The following is a 16373-nucleotide window of genomic DNA, read 5'->3' as shown; positions in this document are numbered from 1 at the left end:
ATCTTTTACAAAACGGTGGCAAATCGGCGGTAGTTGTGGTATGATAAATCAATATGCACGGGACTTTCCGTGCGCCATTCTTTTAAAAAAGGTCGTTCATACATGCAGCCCATCATCGATTCACACTGCCACGTCTATCCCGACAAACTCGCAACCCGCGCCGCACAGAGCATCGCGGACTTTTACGATATGCCCGTCCGATACGACGGGTCGGTGTCCACTCTTCTTGAACAAGGCGCGCGCGCCGGCATCACGCATTATCTGATTCACAGCGTGTCGGTGCTGCCCGCGCAGGTGCGCTCGATCAACGAATTCATCGCCGCACAGGTCAATGCGCATCCGGGCGTCATGACCGGATTCGGCACGCTGCACCCTGACAGTAAAGATATCGACGGCGATTTGGCGCATCTGATTTCCCTCGGACTGAAAGGCGTCAAACTCCACCCAGATTTTCAAAAATTCGCCGCCGATTCCGAAAAAGCGGCGGCTTTGTGCAAAAAATTCGCGGGGAAATTACCTCTGCTCATACACGCGGGGGATACCCGGTTTCACTATTCGCATCCGGCACAGATTTTGAATCTGAAAAAGAAACTGCCCGAACTGACGGTGATCGCCGCGCATTTCGGCGGCTGGAGTTGCTGGGACGACGCCGAAAAGGAACTGCCCGGCCTGCCGAATTTCTACGTCGATTGCTCGTCGTCGCTGTATGCGCTCAGCCCCGAAAAAGCCAAGCGGCTGTTTGAAGCGTTCGGTCCTGAAAAGGTGCTGTTCGGCACCGATTACCCCATGTGGTCGCCCGCAAGCGAATTGGAATTGTTTCACGCCGTCGGCTTAACCCCGCGCGAAGAACGCCGCATCCTCTACGAAAACGCCGCTGAACTTCTTTCGATTGAATAACCCGAATTTTTTATTGTTGATATATTTATTTCCACAAATGTAGGGGCGGATATTATCCGCCCGTTTTTGTTTTCGCCATACTATCGGTTTCAATGTAGGGGCGAACTGCGTTCGCCCGCATAAACCACCCCGGCGCTACGCGCCCAACCCCTAAGGTGTCGCAAGCGACACCATGCAGAGGGGAATCAAGACGCACCTCATACGTTTTCGCGTTGTAGGGAATAGCGCTCCCGTCTTTGCGAGCGAAGCGCGGCAATCCAGACACGGGGTATCCCGACAACTGTGGTAAAACCGGACGCTTGTTCTCTGGAATTGCCGCGCAATTTGATTGCCTTCGTCGCGCGCGTAGCTTCGCTACACGCTGTTTCCCTCGCAAAGACGGAGTAGGGACGTACCTGTGTGTGCAAGCCCGCAAAGAATTGCCATGCAATTCTCAGTAGGGGACGGTTTCCAATCCGCTCTAAAGAGCGGTATGACGACCCGAGCGGGCGGCGTACGCCCGCGTTTCCCGTTACCCCGTAGGGCGGGGTGACCACACCCCGCCGAGCGGGCGGCAGGAAGCCGCCCGCAACAGGTGACTTATAAAGTTCCACATGGAACAATTTAACAGCCGGGCTTATATTATTGTAGCAAACTGTTGATTTTTGGATTTTGTTATTATATAATAATAATGGAAATAGGTTATGTCTTTAAATCAATACAATTATATGGGGGTATAACAATGATAAAAGAACGAGTACATGTAATTTCAAATAGAGATCAAGAAGGATGGGATGTTAAAAAAAGTGGATCAAGTTGTGCAAGCGTATACACAAGAACAAAAGAAGAAGCTGTTAAAATTGGGCGAATTATGAGTCAACGTTCTGGCATTGATTTGATCATCCATGGGAGAGATGGAAATATCCAACGAGCAGATAATTATGGCTGCTGTGTTTCTCATTTAAAAGCTAAAGATAGGTGATAGCTTTATGCAAGAAAATAATCCCGTAGTTGCATTAATGTATGATTTTGATAAAACACTTTGCACAAAAGACATGCAAGAGTACACCTTCATACCTAATATTAAAATGACAGCACAGGATTTTTGGCAAGAATCAAATTCTCAAGCCAAAAATAAAAAAATGGATGGAATACTATCTTATATGCAAGTGATGCTTGAAAAAGCGCACGCTGCCAGGCAGTGCATACGGCGCGAAGAATTCGTTAAACTTGGAAAAGACCTTGAATTCTTCTCTGGTGTAGAAAGCTGGTTTGAACGAATCAATAGAATCGGAAATGATTTAAATGTAAAAGTTGAACACTTTATTATTTCTTCCGGGCTTCGCGAAATTATCGAGGGTTCCAGTATTTTTAACGAATTTAAAGAAGTATTTGCCTGTGAGTTTTTATATGATGAAAATGATGTCGCTTGTTGGCCTAAGAATGTTGTAAATTATACGACAAAAACTCAATTCTTATTTCGTATTAATAAGGGTGTGCTTGATATTTCAAATGATTATGATCTTAATAAATACACGCCCGAAGATGATCGGCCTGTACCTTTTCGGAATATGATTTATATAGGTGATGGACTTACAGATGTTCCTTGCATGAAATTGGTTAAAGCAAATGGAGGTTATTCTATTGCTGTATATCAAGAAGGTAATCAACAAAAAGTAGCGGATCTTCTTCTTGATAAAAGAGTTGACTTTATTCAACTTGCTGATTATACGAAAGGCAGTGAATTAGATATAACTATTCGTGATATCATTTGTAAAATGGCATCGGTGGATTCGTTAAAACGTAAAAGCGATTCACAACTAAAATCAGTTTCAAAGGCATGCAGTATATAAAACAATTTAATTCATTTAATCCTCCCTACCTCCCTTTACCCCCCTCATAGATGCCGAGGCGGCGGAAACGGGCGTAGCGGTTATTAAATAATGTCTCGACCGGCTGCGCGGAAAGCGCGGCAATATCGCTTAAAAGCCGATCGCGTAAAGCGTTGCACATCGCGTGAAAGCGCTTAAAATCCTCGGGGATGACGTCTTCCGCCACCCTGAGTTTTTTGTTGTCCTGTGCGGTCAGATGCAGGCACTCGGCGGCCTCGGCCTCCGCGCCCTGTTCTTTGAATAAAATGCTGGCGCAGCCCTCGGGCGAAATCACCGAATACACCGCGTTTTCGAGCATATAGACCCGGTCGGCGACCGCAAGCCCCAATGCCCCGCCCGAGCCGCCCTCGCCGATGATCACCGAGATCACGGGCGTTTTTAAGCCCATCATCTCCATCAGGTTTTCGGCAATCGCCTGCCCCTGTCCGCGCTCCTCGGCGTCCGCGCCGCAATGCGCGCCGGAGGTATCGACCAGGCAGATCACAGGCCGGTGAAACTTCTCGGCCTGCTTCATCAGCCGCAGGGCTTTGCGGTAGCCCTCGGGCCGCGGCGCGCCGAAATTGCAGCGAATCCGGCTCTCAAGATCGGTTCCGCGCTCGATGCCGATAAACGTGACGGGGATATCCCCGAGCAGCCCGATGCCGCCCAGAATCGCCTCGTCGTCGCCGAAATTGCGGTCGCCGTGCAAGACGGTGACCTCATGTAATAGTTGATTGATATAAGCCGATGCGGTGGGCCTTTGCAGGTCGCGCGCGATTTTTACTTTCTCGTAGGCAGTCATAGTTTTTTCTCCGTCGTATGCTGTTTCAATAGGCGGCCGATGACTTCGACGAGCTGTTTACGGTCGACAATCGCATCCAAAAAGCCGTGTTTGAGTACAAATTCCGCGCTCTGAAAATCGGCGGTGAGTTTGCTCTTGGTGGTCTGCTCGATCACGCGCTTGCCCGCAAAACCGACCAGTGCCTTAGGTTCGGCAATGATGATATCGCCGAGCATCGCAAAACTGGCGGTTACGCCGCCCGTGGTCGGATGAGTCAGCACCGCGAGATAAAAACAACCCGCTTCGCCGTGGCGCTGAATCGCGCCGCTGATTTTGGCCATCTGCATCAGGGAGATGATGCCCTCCTGCATGCGTGCGCCGCCCGAAGCCGTAAAGCCGACGACCGGCAGGCGGTTCGCGGTCGCATATTCAAAGGTGCGGGTGATGCGCTCACCGACCGCCGCGCCCATGCTGCCCATCATAAATCCGGGTTCCATGGCAAACAGCGCGCATTTAACGCCGCCGACGATACCGGTTCCGCAGACGACGCCCTCATTTTCGCCGCTGCCGTCACGCGCTTTTTTCAATTTATCTTCATAGCCGGGAAAGTGCAGAAAATCCCGTGCGGTGATATCGGAAAACAGTTCGGAAAAACTGCCTCCGGCGCAGAACGCTTCTAATCTGCGCCGGGCGGGCAGTGTTAAATGGTGTCCGCAGGAGGGGCAGACACGTAAATTCTTCTCCAGTTTTTTGCGGGGGAAATATTGTTTGCAGCGCGGGCACTGCTCGCGGTCGTCGGCGGGTTTGCGCGGGGTGCCGCCGGGTTCGAGCGGATTGGCGGGTTTGCGGAAAAGATCGGCAATCTTGAATTCGCTCATGTGCGCGCCTCCTTCCGTTTTTGCAGCCATGCGGTGTCATACTGCCCGCTGTGAAATTCGGGGCTGCGGATGATCTCTGACTGCTGCTCGATGTTGGTCGGAACGCCGCTGATGACGAGTTCGCAGAGAGCCGCTTCCATCTTGCGCACGGCCTCTTCGCGGTCGTTTCCGGCGGTGATCAGCTTGCCGATCATCGAATCGTAAAACGGGGTGATCTCGGCGTCCTGAATCAGCGCGGTATCAAACGACACGCGGTTGCCGCCCGGGACGTGTAAAAAAGACACTTTGCCGCCGCCCAAAGCGTTGATGCGGCACTCGATTGATGCGCCGCGCAGTTGGATATCCTCCTGCCTGAACGGCAATTCCATTTGCGAGGCAATGCGGATCTGCCACTTGACCAGATCGATGCCGCTGACTTCCTCGCTGATGCGGTGCTCGACCTGCAGGCGGGTGTTCATTTCGATAAAATAAAAATTTCCGTCGGGTGCAAGTAAAAATTCCACGGTTCCGGCATTGGTGTATTTAGCGGCTTTGACCGCCTTGACCGCGGCCTCCCAAAGGCGTTTGCGGATATGTTCGTCAATCGCGGAACAGGGGGTCTCCTCGATCACTTTCTGCCTGCCGATCTGCAGCGAGCAGTCGCGCTCGCCCAAACAGACCACGTTCCCGGTATGATCGGCCAAAATCTGCACCTCGACGTGACGCACCGAGGTCAGGTATTTTTCCAAAAACACATCGCCGCACCCGAAGGCCTTTTTGGCCTCCTCGCAAGCCGCGACCACCGACTTTTCGAGGTCCTCTTCACGTTCGACAATGCGGATGCCTTTTCCGCCGCCGCCCGCTGCGGCCTTGACCAGCAGCGGATAGCCGATCTTTACAGCCGCTTTCTTGGCCTGCGCAACCGTGACAACGCCGCTGCCGGGAATGACCGGAACGCCCGCCGACATCATCAGACGGCGCGCCTGATCCTTGTTGCCCATCCGGTCGATCACGTCGCTCTCCGGCCCGATGAACACGATATCGTTTTGAACACACAGCGCGGCGAACAAGCTGTTCTCGGATAAAAATCCGTAGCCGGGGTGGATGGCCTCGGCATGGGTCGCCAGCGCGGCGCTGATGATATTTTGCATATTTAAGTAGCTCTGCACCGCCGAAGCCGGGCCGATGCAGATGCGTTCGTCAGCCAATGCGGCATGCAGGGCGTTTTTGTCCGGCTCGGAATACACGGCGACCGTGGCAATGCCCATCTCGCGGCAGGCGCGGATGATGCGTACGGCGATCTCGCCGCGGTTTGCGACTAAAATCTTTTTAAACATCGCTTTTCTCACCGATCAGCGCGAACGAAAACTCGGCGCTCACGCAGAGTTTCCCGTCCACATATCCTTTGCCCGACGCCCAGTAAAACGGCGGCTTCGCTCTGGTGATTTTGCATTCGGTCTCAAACAGGTCGCCGGGTTTGACGACGTTTTTAAACCGTACCTTGTCGAGCCCGGTCAGCAGCGTGCGGCCTCCGGGGGCCAGCAATACGCAGGAGGACTGTGCCAGAATCTCGCACAAAATCACGCCCGGCACCACCGGGTCGCCCGGAAAATGCCCCTGCAAAAACCACTCGTCGGGCCGGATGCGCTTTTTGGCGTGCGAGACGCCGTCGATCTCCTCGGCCTCGTCGATCAGCAGCATTCCGTTGCGGTGGGGCAATACTTTTTTAATCTCTTCTTGCGTCATCACTCAAACAATCCTTTCAAGGGGTCGGAAATTAAATCTTTTCAATTAAAAACAGCGGCTGCCCGAATTCGACGAGCGCGGCGTTTTTGCCGCAGACCTCGGTGATCACGCCGTCGATCTCGGCGGTCAGTTCATTCAGCACCTTCATGGCCTCGACAATGCAGAGGGTGTCGCCCTTTTTGACCTTGGAACCGACCTCGACAAAACGCGGACCGTCTTCGGACGGCGCCAGATACAGCGTGCCGACCAGCGGCGACTTTTGGCAATAGGCATCGGTTTTGGGCGTTTCCGGCACGGATGCGGATTCAGCGGGTTTTTCGGCTTTTACGGCTGTTTGAACGGCCGCAGTGACCGGCGCTGCGACAACAACCGGCTCGCTGACCGCTTGTTTTTGCGCCTCCAACAGCACATGGGTCTCGCCGTCGCGCACTTCAAGCCGTCCGAGTCCGTATTGGCGCATCAATTCGGCCAAATCTTTGACTAATTGTAATTGCATATGATGACCACCCTTTCATACACGGGTTTTAATTAAACTTTTTTGAAAGCAACGCAGGCGTTGTGCCCGCCGAACCCCAATGAAGTCGAAATCGCCAGATCAAGTTCGGCGCTGACCGCCTTATTGGGTGTATAGTTCAAGTCACATTCGGGGTCGGGGTCGTTGAGATTGATCGTGGGCGGAATGATGCCCTCACGCAGCGCCAAAATTGACGCAATGGCCTCGACCGCACCCGCCGCCCCGAGCATATGTCCGGTCATCGACTTGGTGGAACTGATATGCAGTTCACCCGCTTTATCACCGAATACCTTTTTATAGGCCGCCGTCTCGCAGCGGTCGTTGAGCGCGGTACCGGTGCCGTGGGCGTTGACGTAAATTCGATTGAGCTTGATGTTTTCCGAACCGCGCATGGCATCTTTCACGGCTTTAGCCGCAGCATCGGGTTCGGGCGACGGCGCCGTCACATGGTAGGCGTCGCAGGTCGCCCCGTAGCCGCACATCTCGGCGTAAATTTTTGCACCACGCTTGACCGCGTGCTCGTATTCCTCCAAAATCAACGCTCCTGCGCCCTCGCCCATCACAAATCCGCCGCGCCGTTTGTCAAACGGCAGAGAAGCCGCCTCGGGGTCGTCGGCGGTGGAGAGCGCCATCGCGTTGGTGAATCCCGCCATGGCTAACGGCGTGATGGCCGCCTCGCTGCCGCCGCAGATGGCCGCTTCGGCATATCCGTCTTTGATCGCGCGGAACGCCTCGCCGATGGCGGTCGTACCGGTCGCGCAGGCCGTTGTCACCGAAAGGCAGGAATTGCGCGCGCCGAATCGGATGGCGATGTTGCCCGCCGCGATGTTCGATATCATCTTGGGCACAAACAGCGGCGAAACCCGACGCGACCCGCCGTTGAGCAGTGCGGAATGTTCGGCGCAGAAGGTCTCGAATCCGCCTACACCCGAACCGAACACCACACTCAGGTCTTCCGGTGAAATTTTCTCCGCCAGCCCGCTGTCTTCCATGGCCTCGGCGGCGGCATACAGCGCATACTGCACGAACAAATCGGTTCTGCGTACCGTCGTTTTATCCATGCACAACAGCGGGTCGAAATTCTTCAGCTGTGCGGCCAGTTTATATTTGCAGCCCTCGACGGAAAAGCGGGTGATCGGACCGATGCCCAAAGTCCCGGCTTTCAGGTTCTCCCAAAAAGTCAAAACGTCGTTTCCGATCGGCGTTAATGCGCCCATTCCGGTGACAACCACGCGTCTCATCGTTGTGTTCATCCTCTCGTATTCGGTGAGTTCAAAATTTATTTTCGGTTGGGGATGTTTTATTCTATTGTTTACGACAATAGAATAAAACTCCTGCGTTTAAAAGATCAATTTTCCGGGTAACGCACCGGTATCCCTTTAAATGTCTACATGGCCAAGCCGCCGTCGATTTGAATCACGCTTCCTGTGATGTAATCGCTTTTCGAAGAAGCTAAAAAGGCCACGAGTTCGGCCACTTCTTCGGGTTTGCCCATGCGGGCAAGCGGTACCGCAGCCAGCATCTGCTGATTGAGCGGCGTTCCCGCAGTCATGTCGGTCTCGATAAAACCCGGCGCGACCGCGTTGCAGCAGATCCCGCGCCCCGCAAGTTCGCGCGCGACCGACTTGGTCAGGCCGATCAGCCCGGCTTTGGCGGAGGCGTAATTCGTCTGTCCGGCGTTGCCCGTGATGCCCGCGACCGAAGTGATGTTGACGATCTTACCCGAACGCTTGCGCGCAAAAATCGGGTAGACCTGCTTGATGGTGTTGAACGCGCCTTTGAGATTGACGCCGACCACGCGGTCGAAATCGTCCTCTTTCATCGCCAACATCAATTTGTCGCTGGTAATGCCCGCGTTGTTGACCAGAATATCAACCGTGCCGAAGTCCCTGACGATCTCTGCAAATACGGCGGAGACCGCCGCAAAATCCGACACATCACAGCGGTAACAAGCCGCTTTCGCGTTGAGCGCTTTCAGTTCGGCAAGGGTCTGTTCGGCGCGCTCGGTGTTTCCGGCATATAAAAAAGCCACCGAAGCGCCCTCTTGGGCCAGTTTCATGCAGATTGCGCGCCCGATTCCCCGTGAACCGCCGGTCACGACCGCGACTTTATCTTGCAACATCATCTCAGTTCCTCCATAACAAGTTCGATTTCACGCGGCGTCTGCACCGAGCGGCAGACGGCCTCGGGTGCCATACGCTGTACCATCTTGGTCAGCACAGAACCCACGCCGGTCTCGATAAAAACGGTCACACCATCGGCGAGCATTGCAGCAACCGTCTGCTGCCAGCGCACGGGATGATTGATCTGGCGGCTTAAAAGCGCTTTCGGATTGCTCTCATACAGCGCTCCGGTGCTGTTGGTATAGCACTGCAAAACCGGTGTACGAATTTGATATTTTTCAAGTATTTGCTCAAATTCTGTTGCCGCGCCGTCCATCAGCGGAGAGTGAAAACCGCCGCCGACTGCCAGCGGAATGCACCGCCCGCCTTTTTCGCGGATTTTTTCCTCGAATGTTTTCAGTTGGCAGTCAAATCCGGACACCACGAGCTGTTCCGGTGTGTTGTAATTCACCGGCCACACCCCGTCGAATTCAGCGCAGACGGCTTCTACCGTCTCGTGCGGCAGTTTGACCACCGCCATCATCGACGCTTTTACAGCATCCGCGTATTTGGCCATAATCCGTCCACGCTCGCAGACCAACCGGAAGCCGTCCAGCGGGTCGAACGCCCCGGCAAAAGCCAGCGCGGGCAGCTCGCCGAGTGAAAATCCCGCCGCCGCGTCCGGGTCAATTCCGGCTTCGCAGGCCGCGATTGCCGCCGCGAAATCCGCTAAATACAGGCACGGCTGCGTATTCTCGGTCTGTTTGAGTTCCTGGGGCGTGCCGGAAAAACACTGTTTTAACGTTCCGGGGTGAATTTCTTCCGCAGCGTCGAACAGTTCGCGCACATTCCGGCTGCTCTCGTAAAATTCTTTGGCCATGCCCGGAAACTGCGCGCCCTGTCCCGAAAATAAAAACGCTATCCGACCCATGCGCAGGCCTCTAACAGCAGCGTTTCGGCTTGTTCAACGACTTCTTGAATAATTTCATCGGCGGTCTGCTCACGGCTTACTAGTCCGGCGATCTGCCCCGCCATAAAGCACCCGGCCTTGGTGTCGCCTTCAACGGCGGCTTTCCGCAATGCGCCGACACCGAGTTCGTTGACTGTTTCGACCGTGGTCTCCGGCTGAAATTCGACCTGTTTAAACTCGCGACTGAACACGTTTTTCAGACAGCGGCAGGTGCTTGCCGCAAAACGGCGACCGGTCGCGACCGTCGAGATATCGCCCGCCTTGAGCACCATATCTTTATAATTTTGATGGACGCCGCACTCTTTGGCGACCAAAAAACGCGTACCCATCTGGATGCCGCAGGCCCCGAGCATCAGCGCCGCCGCAAAACCCCTGCCGTCGGCGATGCCGCCCGCCGCGATCACCGGAATGCCGACCGCGTCACATACCTGCGGCACCAAAACCATAGTCGTCAATTCGCCGATATGTCCGCCGGATTCCTCGCCCTCGGCGATCACCGCGTCGGCACCCAGTTTTTCCATCTTTTTGGCCATTGCGACCGAGGCGACCACCGGGATAATCATCACGCCCGCGGCTTTCCAGCGCTCCATATAATCGGTCGGCATGCCCGCGCCGGTGGTCACGACTTTGACGCTTTCCTCTGCGACGACGTCGGCCACCTGCCCGGCAAACGGGCTTTGCAGCATGATGTTGACGCCGAAGGTTTTATCCGTCAAAGAACGGGCGACCGCAATCTGTTCGCGCAGATAATCGGGGCCGGCGTTCATCGCCGAGATCAAGCCCAGTCCGCCCGCATTGGAAACGGCGGCGGCCAGCTTCCCGTCGGCGATCCAGGCCATTCCGCCCTGAAACACCGGAAAACGGATGCCCAGACGTTCACAAATCGTAGATTTTATCATAGGTTTATCCTCTCGTTTAGCCCTTCATTTTTACTTCAATCGCGCCTGCCAGATCGGACACCGTTTTGATGTCGTCCGCCAATTCGATCTCGACGTTGAACTCGGTTTCGAGATCCATGACCAGTTCGGTGATGTCGAGCGAGTCAATGCCGAGGTCGGTCAAAACCGTCTCGCTTGTGATTTTGGAGGCGTCGCACTCCAGTTTTTCGACCAATAGGGATTTGATTTTTTCGGTTACCATGTTATTTACTCCTTTAAATATCATTTAAGATGTCACCATCTCAACAGGCAGGATGCGCTGGCGAGACCTCCGCCGAACGCTGTTAATAGAATCAGGTCGCCCCGTTTCAATTCGCCCGCTTTGTTCAGTTCGTCGAGGGCGATCGGGATGCTGGCCGACGAGGTGTTGCCGTAGCGGTCGATGTTGATTAAAAATTTCTCGATCGGGATGCCCGAACGCTCCGCCGCGGCCTCGATGATGCGCCGATTTGCCTGATGTGGTATAATGGCTTTGAGGTCGTCCGGGGTCAGTCCGTTTCTCTGCAAAAGGGTGTTGATATCCTGTATCATGGACTGCACCGCGAAACGGAAGATCTCCTTCCCGTTCATCCGGATATAGGGCGATTCGGGTTCAAGTTCCGAAAATGGACTCTTCCCGGCATAAAACGGAACCCGCAGCGCGTTTTCGTCTCCGGTCACAGTAAACACGGCGTCGAGATAGTTTTCGCCCTTCGAAAGTACCGCCGCTCCGGCGCCGTCTCCGAAGATCACGCAGGTCGAACGGTCTTCCCAATCCGTGATCCGGCTGAGCCGTTCGGCACCCACGATAAGGATGTTGCGATAACCGCCCCGGGCAAAAAAGCAGGCCGCCGTCTCCAGCATAAACACAAACGCCGAACATGCCGCACTGATGTCAAACGCCATGCAGCGAACACCGAGTCTCTTTTGAATTGCACAGGAAAGTGCGGGGGTTACAGTGTCGGCGCTAACCGAGGCGGCTAAGATCAAATCGAGTTCTTCGGCCTTCAAACCGCAGTCGTCCAAGGCGCGCTGCGCGGCTGAAACGGCCAGATCGGCCGTGGTCTCCGAAGTACAGATATGCCGGCTGCGAACGCCGACGCGCTGTGAAATCCACTCATCGCTTGTTTCGACAAGCTGTGAGAGTTCGCCATTGGTGACGACGCGTTCCGGCACGCACATGCCCGTGCCGACGATTTGAAAACTCATGAAAGTTCCTCCCGTGGTAATGGCCACATAAAGTTAGTGCGCCGAAATGGGCGGAAGTTACAAAAATAATTTATAAAAATTTCTTTAAAAATCGTGTAACTTTTCGCTTTTTAGCGGTACTAACCCATGGATATATTTATGTCTGATCAATCTGTTATAGAGAAAAGAGGTGCGAATTGGACTCGTTTGAAAAAATATATCGGGACAACGCCGCCCGCGTTCACGCGTTTCTGTTCGCGCTCTGCGGCGATCCGCTTCTATCCGAAGAACTGACGCAGGAGACCTTCTTTCAGGCCTTTTCCGCTTTCCACCGTTTTCAGGGCAAGAGTGAATTGTTCACCTGGCTTGCCGCGATTGCCAAACACACCTATTACAAATACCTGCGCAAACATAAGCAGGGCCTCGACACCATCAACCTCGACCTCGTCACCGATATTTTCTGCCGCACAAGCCACTGCAATCCGGAGGACACGGTGATCCGCCGGGTCGTCTGCGACTCGGTCAAACGGTTGGTGCGGAAACTACCCGAAAAATACCGCGACGTAGTGATTTTACGCATCTATGCAGAGATGCCGTTCGCCCAGGTGGGTGAGGTGTTGGGCATCAGCGAAAATTCTGCCAAGGTCATATATTTTCGCGCTAAAAAAATGCTGACGGAGGATTTGAAAAATGAACTTGAACTGTGACGCCACCCTCGACCTGATCTCTTTGTATTGGGACGGGACCCTCAGCGCCTCCACCCGTGCGGCCGTTCGGGAACATCTGCGCGGCTGTCCGACCTGCCGCAATCAATATCAGCAGTATGCGCATGCCGCAAAAATCGCCGTCCAAAGACCCGAACCGAAAGAAAACATCAACCTCACCGACGGGTACAACTCGCTTTTGCGCAAGCTCAAAAAGCAGCACTCCATGCGGGTCGGATTTCTGGCAGGCTGTGCATGCGTGACGCTGGCGGCGGTGGCAATCAGCGTTCTGAGAGATAAAAAAGAGCGTTCCGGGTATTAATTGCTTGTTTCCACAAATAATTTTATAACAATCGGTAAATTCTTGTTGCAATTTTGTTTACAATACTGTATGATGAGATAGCAAATCAAAAGATTTGCAAATTGAAAAAGAGGTATTTCATGTACGAAGACAAAACTCTGACCTGCAAAGACTGCGGTCAACAATTCACTTTCACTGCCGGTGAGCAGGAATTTCACGCGGAAAAAGGTTTCACGAACGAGCCGCAGCGCTGCAAGGCCTGCCGCAATGCCCGTAAAGCCAACGCCGGCGGCGGTGCCGGAACCCGCAAGATGTACGATGCCGTATGCGCTGAGTGCGGAAAAGCCTGCAAGGTTCCTTTTGAACCGCGCAGCGACCGCCCCGTCTATTGCAGCGACTGCTTCAGAAAATAAAAGTGAGTTACAACAAAGGCTGTTGCATTTTGCAACGGCCTTTTTTGGCTTTTCAAAAATCTACTGGTTATTTCTGCTGTTGAGCCAACTGCGGTATTTCGAAGGTGAAATGCCCTCATACTGCCGAAAGACCCGGCTGAAATAATACCCGTTCTCAAAACCGACCTCCCGTGCGATCTGCTCCAAAGTCCTGTCGGTTGTCCGAATGCGCTTTTTGGCCTCCTCAATGCGCAGCCGGTTGATGTATTTGACCGGCGAGACGCCCGTGCTCTGCTTAAACTGCCGCGCCAGATATTGATAGGAAACGGACAACCGCCTGCTCAGCTGTTGTATGTCGATCTCTCCGGTATAGTGACCGTGGATGAAGCCCAACGCCTCCTGCACCACCTTTTTCTGTTCTTTTTCTTTTGACGCTAAGGGATTTTCCTGTATGCAGGCACGGGACAATAAAATCAAAATCTGCCGGATATAGAATGAGATCATCAGCTTATACCCCGCCGCAGGCCGGTTGCGTTCCAACAGCGCCCGCTCAAACAGCGTCCGAACTTCGTCATAATATTTCCCCGTCTTCACAATCGGTAAGAGACAGACCGCCAATTCTTGCGAAGCCGGCTCTTCGAGCTGAAAAAAGTACGATGTTTTTTGTGTTGCCGATTCATTGTTATCCAAAATCAGCAGCGGGATATCCGCCTGTTTCAGCTGTCGGATCGGAGCCGAAAAATGCGTATAGAAAAATCGGCAGGGTCCTTCGGGGGACGACTGATAAAACACCTCGCCCGGCGGCACTAAAATAACCTCTCCCTCATGCACGTCATATTCATTTTCACCCACCCGGCAGCGCATCACACCCCGATAGACGACAATCAACTCAATATCCTGCAAGATCCGGTCGGGAATGTGCCAGCCCTGCGCGCAGATCGAATGCCCGATCAAATTCACCGTAAAATCTCCGTCCGGTTCCAACCGAAAAACCATTGTCTCACCTCTTGGTTTCATTTTGTATAAATATAATTATATCTGTTTATTTTTTTATTGCAAGTCCCGCGTTATAATGAATGCGAAAAATACTTGGAACCGCACACAGGAGGCAATTCATATGAACTTTTTTTCAATCCAAGACGGCGCATTGATTTTCAAACGCCGCAAAGAGACGCTCCGGATTACCGGATGGGGCGAAAACAGCCTGCGGGTACGGGCAACCCAAAACCCGGTCTTTACAGACAACGACTGGGCGCTGACGATGCCTGCCGAACACAAAGCCGAAATTGAGATCGCGGATGATTATGCCGTGATTTCCAACGGAAAGATCAAAGCGCGCATCAATATATTCGGGAAGATTAAATTCTTCAATCAAAAAGACGAATTGATTTTAAACGAATATTACCGCAGCGTCGACCACGGCGGCGAACCGAAGCCGAACCTCGATCAGGTTACCGCGCTGCGCAAAATCGCACGCGAATTTAAAGGCACTGCAAGCGACAATTACGCCATCACCGCCCGTTTCGAGCCGAACGACGGCGAACGCTTCTTCGGTATGGGGCAATACCAGCAGCCGTATCTCGACCTCAAGGGCTGCATTCTCGAACTCGCGCAGAAAAACACGCAGGCATCGGTGCCGTTTTTGATCTCCAATCTGGGTTACGGCTTTTTATGGAACAATCCCGCGATCGGCAGCGTCAGCTTCGGAAAAAACCTGACCGAATGGCATGTGCAGTCAAGCAAGCAGCTCGATTACTGGATCACCGCCGGAGACACGCCCGCCGAAATCGAGGAGACCTATGCTAAAGTTACCGGCACTACGCCGATAATGCCGGATTACGCCATGGGGTTCTGGCAGTGCAAACTGCGTTACCGCACGCAGGAGGAACTGTTAAATGTCGCGCGCGAATACCACAAAAAGAAAATCCCGGTCAAGGTCATCGTCGTCGACTTCTTCCACTGGCCGAATCAGGGCGACTGGATGTTTGACACGGACTACTGGCCCGACCCGGAGGGCATGATCAGAGAACTCAACGAGATGGGCATGAAACTGATGGTCTCGGTTTGGCCGACCATCGAACCCGAATCGTGTAACTATAAAGAGATGGCGGAACGGAATCTGCTGATCCGTACCGACCGCGGCGCAAAGGTCATGCAGGACTGCTTCGGCCTCGTGGAGTTTATCGACACCACAAATCCCGAGACGCAGGATTTTATCTGGCAGGCCTGTAAAAAGAACTATTTCGACAAGGGTGTTTCCCTGTTTTGGCTCGACGAGGCGGAACCTGAATACAGCAACCCCGATTTCGATATCTACCGCTATCACATCGGTTCGGCGCTCGAATGCGCCAACGTCTACCCGGTCACGTTCGCCAAGGCCTTTTACGACGGACAGCGGATGGAAGGCGTCGAAAACCCGATCAGTTTGATCCGCTGCGCCTGGGCCGGTTCCCAACGCTATGGTGCGCTGGCCTGGTCAGGCGATATCCCCTCCACGTTCGGACAGCTGCGCAATCAGGTCTGTGCGGGTTTGAACATGGGGCTTGCGGGCATTCCGTGGTGGAATTCGGATATCGGCGGCTTCCACAGCGGCAACGTCAACGACCCGTATTTTCACGAACTGCTGGCGCGCTGGTTTGAGTTCGGCACTTTCTGCCCGGTCATGCGGCTGCACGGCGACCGTACCCCGCGCGACAAGACCAAACTCGGCCCCAAAGGCGGCGGCTCCTGCTCGACGGGCGGTCCGAACGAAATCTGGAGCTTTACCCCGCAGCTCGAAGAAATCATGACGAAATACATTCTGCTGCGCGACCGGATGCAACCCTATATCTCTGCGGCGATGACAGAAGCGCACGAAAAAGGCACACCGGTGATTAAACCGCTGTTTTATGATTTCCCGACCGACGAGGCCGCTTGGAAAGTCGAGGACGCATATCTCTTCGGACACGACCTGCTGGTCGCGCCGGTGACCGAAGAGGGTGAGACGAAAAAATCCGTCTATTTGCCCGCAGGTGCGACATGGACGGATGCGTGGACAAAACGGGTTTACGAAGGCGGGCAGACCGTCACCGTGAACGCCCCGTTGGAAATGATCCCGTTGTTTGTCAGGGACAATGACGGCATATTAAAATTATTAAATCTATAGTGGAAGCGG

19 protein-coding genes are annotated in these 16373 nt (G+C 53.7%); 7 read left to right on the top strand and 12 right to left on the bottom strand.

Annotation, left to right across the window (positions count from 1 at the left end; translation table 11 throughout):
• Positions 1-102: 102 nt before the first annotated feature.
• The 3 genes from PK629_06340 to PK629_06330 all read left to right on the top strand — a co-directional run bounded on the left by PK629_06340 (position 103) and on the right by PK629_06330 (position 2729).
• Entirely contained in the window at positions 103-897 is a 795-nt protein-coding gene (locus PK629_06340) for an amidohydrolase family protein (protein HOP11090.1), read from the top strand.
• A 721-nt stretch (positions 898-1618) separates the two neighbouring features.
• Positions 1619-1858 (top strand): DUF2188 domain-containing protein, encoded by a 240-nt coding sequence (locus PK629_06335; GenBank protein ID HOP11089.1) that lies wholly within the window; start codon positions 1619-1621, stop codon positions 1856-1858.
• A gap of 7 nt (positions 1859-1865) precedes the next feature.
• Positions 1866-2729, top strand: a complete 864-nt coding sequence (locus tag PK629_06330) for an HAD family hydrolase (protein HOP11088.1) — start codon at positions 1866-1868, stop codon at positions 2727-2729.
• A gap of 25 nt (positions 2730-2754) precedes the next feature.
• Here the strand turns inward: PK629_06330 and accA are convergent, their stop codons facing one another.
• The 11 genes from accA to PK629_06275 all read right to left on the bottom strand — a co-directional run bounded on the left by accA (position 2755) and on the right by PK629_06275 (position 11843).
• A complete protein-coding gene (accA, locus tag PK629_06325; protein HOP11087.1) occupies positions 2755-3549 on the bottom strand; it encodes a carboxyltransferase subunit alpha in 795 nt (264 codons plus the stop codon).
• Positions 3546-4406, bottom strand: coding sequence for an acetyl-CoA carboxylase, carboxyltransferase subunit beta (gene accD, locus PK629_06320; protein ID HOP11086.1), 861 nt, complete (start codon positions 4404-4406; stop codon positions 3546-3548). The genes accA and accD overlap by 4 nt, the downstream gene beginning before the upstream one ends.
• Complete coding sequence (locus tag PK629_06315) at positions 4403-5722, bottom strand: acetyl-CoA carboxylase biotin carboxylase subunit (protein ID HOP11085.1); 1320 nt, start codon at positions 5720-5722, stop codon at positions 4403-4405. The genes accD and PK629_06315 overlap by 4 nt, the downstream gene beginning before the upstream one ends.
• Positions 5715-6131: a 3-hydroxyacyl-ACP dehydratase FabZ family protein gene (locus PK629_06310; GenBank protein ID HOP11084.1), complete on the bottom strand. Its 417-nt coding sequence runs from the start codon at positions 6129-6131 to the stop codon at positions 5715-5717. The genes PK629_06315 and PK629_06310 overlap by 8 nt, the downstream gene beginning before the upstream one ends.
• Before the next feature lie 31 nt (positions 6132-6162).
• Positions 6163-6627 (bottom strand): acetyl-CoA carboxylase biotin carboxyl carrier protein, encoded by a 465-nt coding sequence (accB, locus tag PK629_06305; protein HOP11083.1) that lies wholly within the window; start codon positions 6625-6627, stop codon positions 6163-6165.
• A 32-nt stretch (positions 6628-6659) separates the two neighbouring features.
• Positions 6660-7898, bottom strand: a complete 1239-nt coding sequence (fabF, locus tag PK629_06300; protein ID HOP11082.1) for a beta-ketoacyl-ACP synthase II — start codon at positions 7896-7898, stop codon at positions 6660-6662.
• 134 nt (positions 7899-8032) lie between these two features.
• Positions 8033-8767 (bottom strand): 3-oxoacyl-[acyl-carrier-protein] reductase, encoded by a 735-nt coding sequence (gene fabG, locus PK629_06295; protein ID HOP11081.1) that lies wholly within the window; start codon positions 8765-8767, stop codon positions 8033-8035.
• On the bottom strand, positions 8767-9678 hold the full coding sequence (locus tag PK629_06290; protein ID HOP11080.1) for an ACP S-malonyltransferase: 912 nt from the start codon (positions 9676-9678) through the stop codon (positions 8767-8769). The genes fabG and PK629_06290 overlap by 1 nt, the downstream gene beginning before the upstream one ends.
• Entirely contained in the window at positions 9666-10616 is a 951-nt protein-coding gene (locus PK629_06285; GenBank protein HOP11079.1) for a nitronate monooxygenase, read from the bottom strand. The genes PK629_06290 and PK629_06285 overlap by 13 nt, the downstream gene beginning before the upstream one ends.
• A gap of 16 nt (positions 10617-10632) precedes the next feature.
• Positions 10633-10857: an acyl carrier protein gene (locus tag PK629_06280; GenBank protein HOP11078.1), complete on the bottom strand. Its 225-nt coding sequence runs from the start codon at positions 10855-10857 to the stop codon at positions 10633-10635.
• Positions 10858-10889: 32 nt separating this feature from the next.
• On the bottom strand, positions 10890-11843 hold the full coding sequence (locus PK629_06275) for a beta-ketoacyl-ACP synthase III (GenBank protein ID HOP11077.1): 954 nt from the start codon (positions 11841-11843) through the stop codon (positions 10890-10892).
• A 176-nt stretch (positions 11844-12019) separates the two neighbouring features.
• Between PK629_06275 and PK629_06270 the strand changes: the two genes are divergently transcribed.
• From PK629_06270 to PK629_06260, 3 genes are all read left to right on the top strand, one after another.
• The gene (locus tag PK629_06270) at positions 12020-12529 is read left to right on the top strand and encodes a sigma-70 family RNA polymerase sigma factor (GenBank protein ID HOP11076.1); all 510 of its coding nucleotides are present in this window, start codon (positions 12020-12022) and stop codon (positions 12527-12529) included.
• On the top strand, positions 12513-12848 hold the full coding sequence (locus PK629_06265) for a zf-HC2 domain-containing protein (GenBank protein ID HOP11075.1): 336 nt from the start codon (positions 12513-12515) through the stop codon (positions 12846-12848). Before PK629_06270 ends, PK629_06265 begins: the two co-directional genes overlap by 17 nt.
• A gap of 119 nt (positions 12849-12967) precedes the next feature.
• Positions 12968-13240 carry a zinc-ribbon domain containing protein gene (locus PK629_06260; GenBank protein ID HOP11074.1) on the top strand — a complete coding sequence of 91 codons (273 nt, stop codon included), beginning with the start codon at positions 12968-12970 and terminating at the stop codon, positions 13238-13240.
• Positions 13241-13300: 60 nt separating this feature from the next.
• Here PK629_06260 and PK629_06255 read toward each other — a convergent pair whose 3' ends face one another.
• Positions 13301-14215: an AraC family transcriptional regulator gene (locus PK629_06255; GenBank protein ID HOP11073.1), complete on the bottom strand. Its 915-nt coding sequence runs from the start codon at positions 14213-14215 to the stop codon at positions 13301-13303.
• Between the two features lie 121 nt (positions 14216-14336).
• Here PK629_06255 and PK629_06250 point away from each other — a divergent pair, with 121 nt between their 5' ends.
• The gene (locus tag PK629_06250) at positions 14337-16364 is read left to right on the top strand and encodes a glycoside hydrolase family 31 protein (protein ID HOP11072.1); all 2028 of its coding nucleotides are present in this window, start codon (positions 14337-14339) and stop codon (positions 16362-16364) included.
• Positions 16365-16373: the final 9 nt, after the last annotated feature.

Source organism: Oscillospiraceae bacterium (assembly GCA_035380125.1).
In the GTDB taxonomy this organism is placed as follows: domain Bacteria; phylum Bacillota; class Clostridia; order Oscillospirales; family JAKOTC01; genus DAOPZJ01.
Note: the sequence above shows the minus strand (reverse complement) of the source record. Positions and strands in the feature narration are given on the sequence as shown.

What these genes read in the sequence shown, in the direction of transcription:
- PK629_06280 (HOP11078.1), bottom strand. Translation starts at nt 10,857, where the DNA reads ATGGTAACCGAAAAAATCAAATCCCTATTGGTCGAAAAACTGGAGTGC.
- PK629_06275 (HOP11077.1), bottom strand. Translation starts at nt 11,843, where the DNA reads ATGAGTTTTCAAATCGTCGGCACGGGCATGTGCGTGCCGGAACGCGTC.
- PK629_06265 (HOP11075.1), top strand. Translation starts at nt 12,513, where the DNA reads ATGAACTTGAACTGTGACGCCACCCTCGACCTGATCTCTTTGTATTGG.
- accD (HOP11086.1), bottom strand. Translation starts at nt 4,406, where the DNA reads ATGAGCGAATTCAAGATTGCCGATCTTTTCCGCAAACCCGCCAATCCG.
- PK629_06315 (HOP11085.1), bottom strand. Translation starts at nt 5,722, where the DNA reads ATGTTTAAAAAGATTTTAGTCGCAAACCGCGGCGAGATCGCCGTACGC.
- accA (HOP11087.1), bottom strand. Translation starts at nt 3,549, where the DNA reads ATGACTGCCTACGAGAAAGTAAAAATCGCGCGCGACCTGCAAAGGCCC.
- PK629_06285 (HOP11079.1), bottom strand. Translation starts at nt 10,616, where the DNA reads ATGATAAAATCTACGATTTGTGAACGTCTGGGCATCCGTTTTCCGGTG.
- PK629_06330 (HOP11088.1), top strand. Translation starts at nt 1,866, where the DNA reads ATGCAAGAAAATAATCCCGTAGTTGCATTAATGTATGATTTTGATAAA.
- PK629_06335 (HOP11089.1), top strand. Translation starts at nt 1,619, where the DNA reads ATGATAAAAGAACGAGTACATGTAATTTCAAATAGAGATCAAGAAGGA.
- fabG (HOP11081.1), bottom strand. Translation starts at nt 8,767, where the DNA reads ATGTTGCAAGATAAAGTCGCGGTCGTGACCGGCGGTTCACGGGGAATC.
- PK629_06250 (HOP11072.1), top strand. Translation starts at nt 14,337, where the DNA reads ATGAACTTTTTTTCAATCCAAGACGGCGCATTGATTTTCAAACGCCGC.
- PK629_06290 (HOP11080.1), bottom strand. Translation starts at nt 9,678, where the DNA reads ATGGGTCGGATAGCGTTTTTATTTTCGGGACAGGGCGCGCAGTTTCCG.
- PK629_06310 (HOP11084.1), bottom strand. Translation starts at nt 6,131, where the DNA reads ATGACGCAAGAAGAGATTAAAAAAGTATTGCCCCACCGCAACGGAATG.
- PK629_06260 (HOP11074.1), top strand. Translation starts at nt 12,968, where the DNA reads ATGTACGAAGACAAAACTCTGACCTGCAAAGACTGCGGTCAACAATTC.
- PK629_06340 (HOP11090.1), top strand. Translation starts at nt 103, where the DNA reads ATGCAGCCCATCATCGATTCACACTGCCACGTCTATCCCGACAAACTC.
- PK629_06255 (HOP11073.1), bottom strand. Translation starts at nt 14,215, where the DNA reads ATGGTTTTTCGGTTGGAACCGGACGGAGATTTTACGGTGAATTTGATC.
- fabF (HOP11082.1), bottom strand. Translation starts at nt 7,898, where the DNA reads ATGAACACAACGATGAGACGCGTGGTTGTCACCGGAATGGGCGCATTA.
- accB (HOP11083.1), bottom strand. Translation starts at nt 6,627, where the DNA reads ATGCAATTACAATTAGTCAAAGATTTGGCCGAATTGATGCGCCAATAC.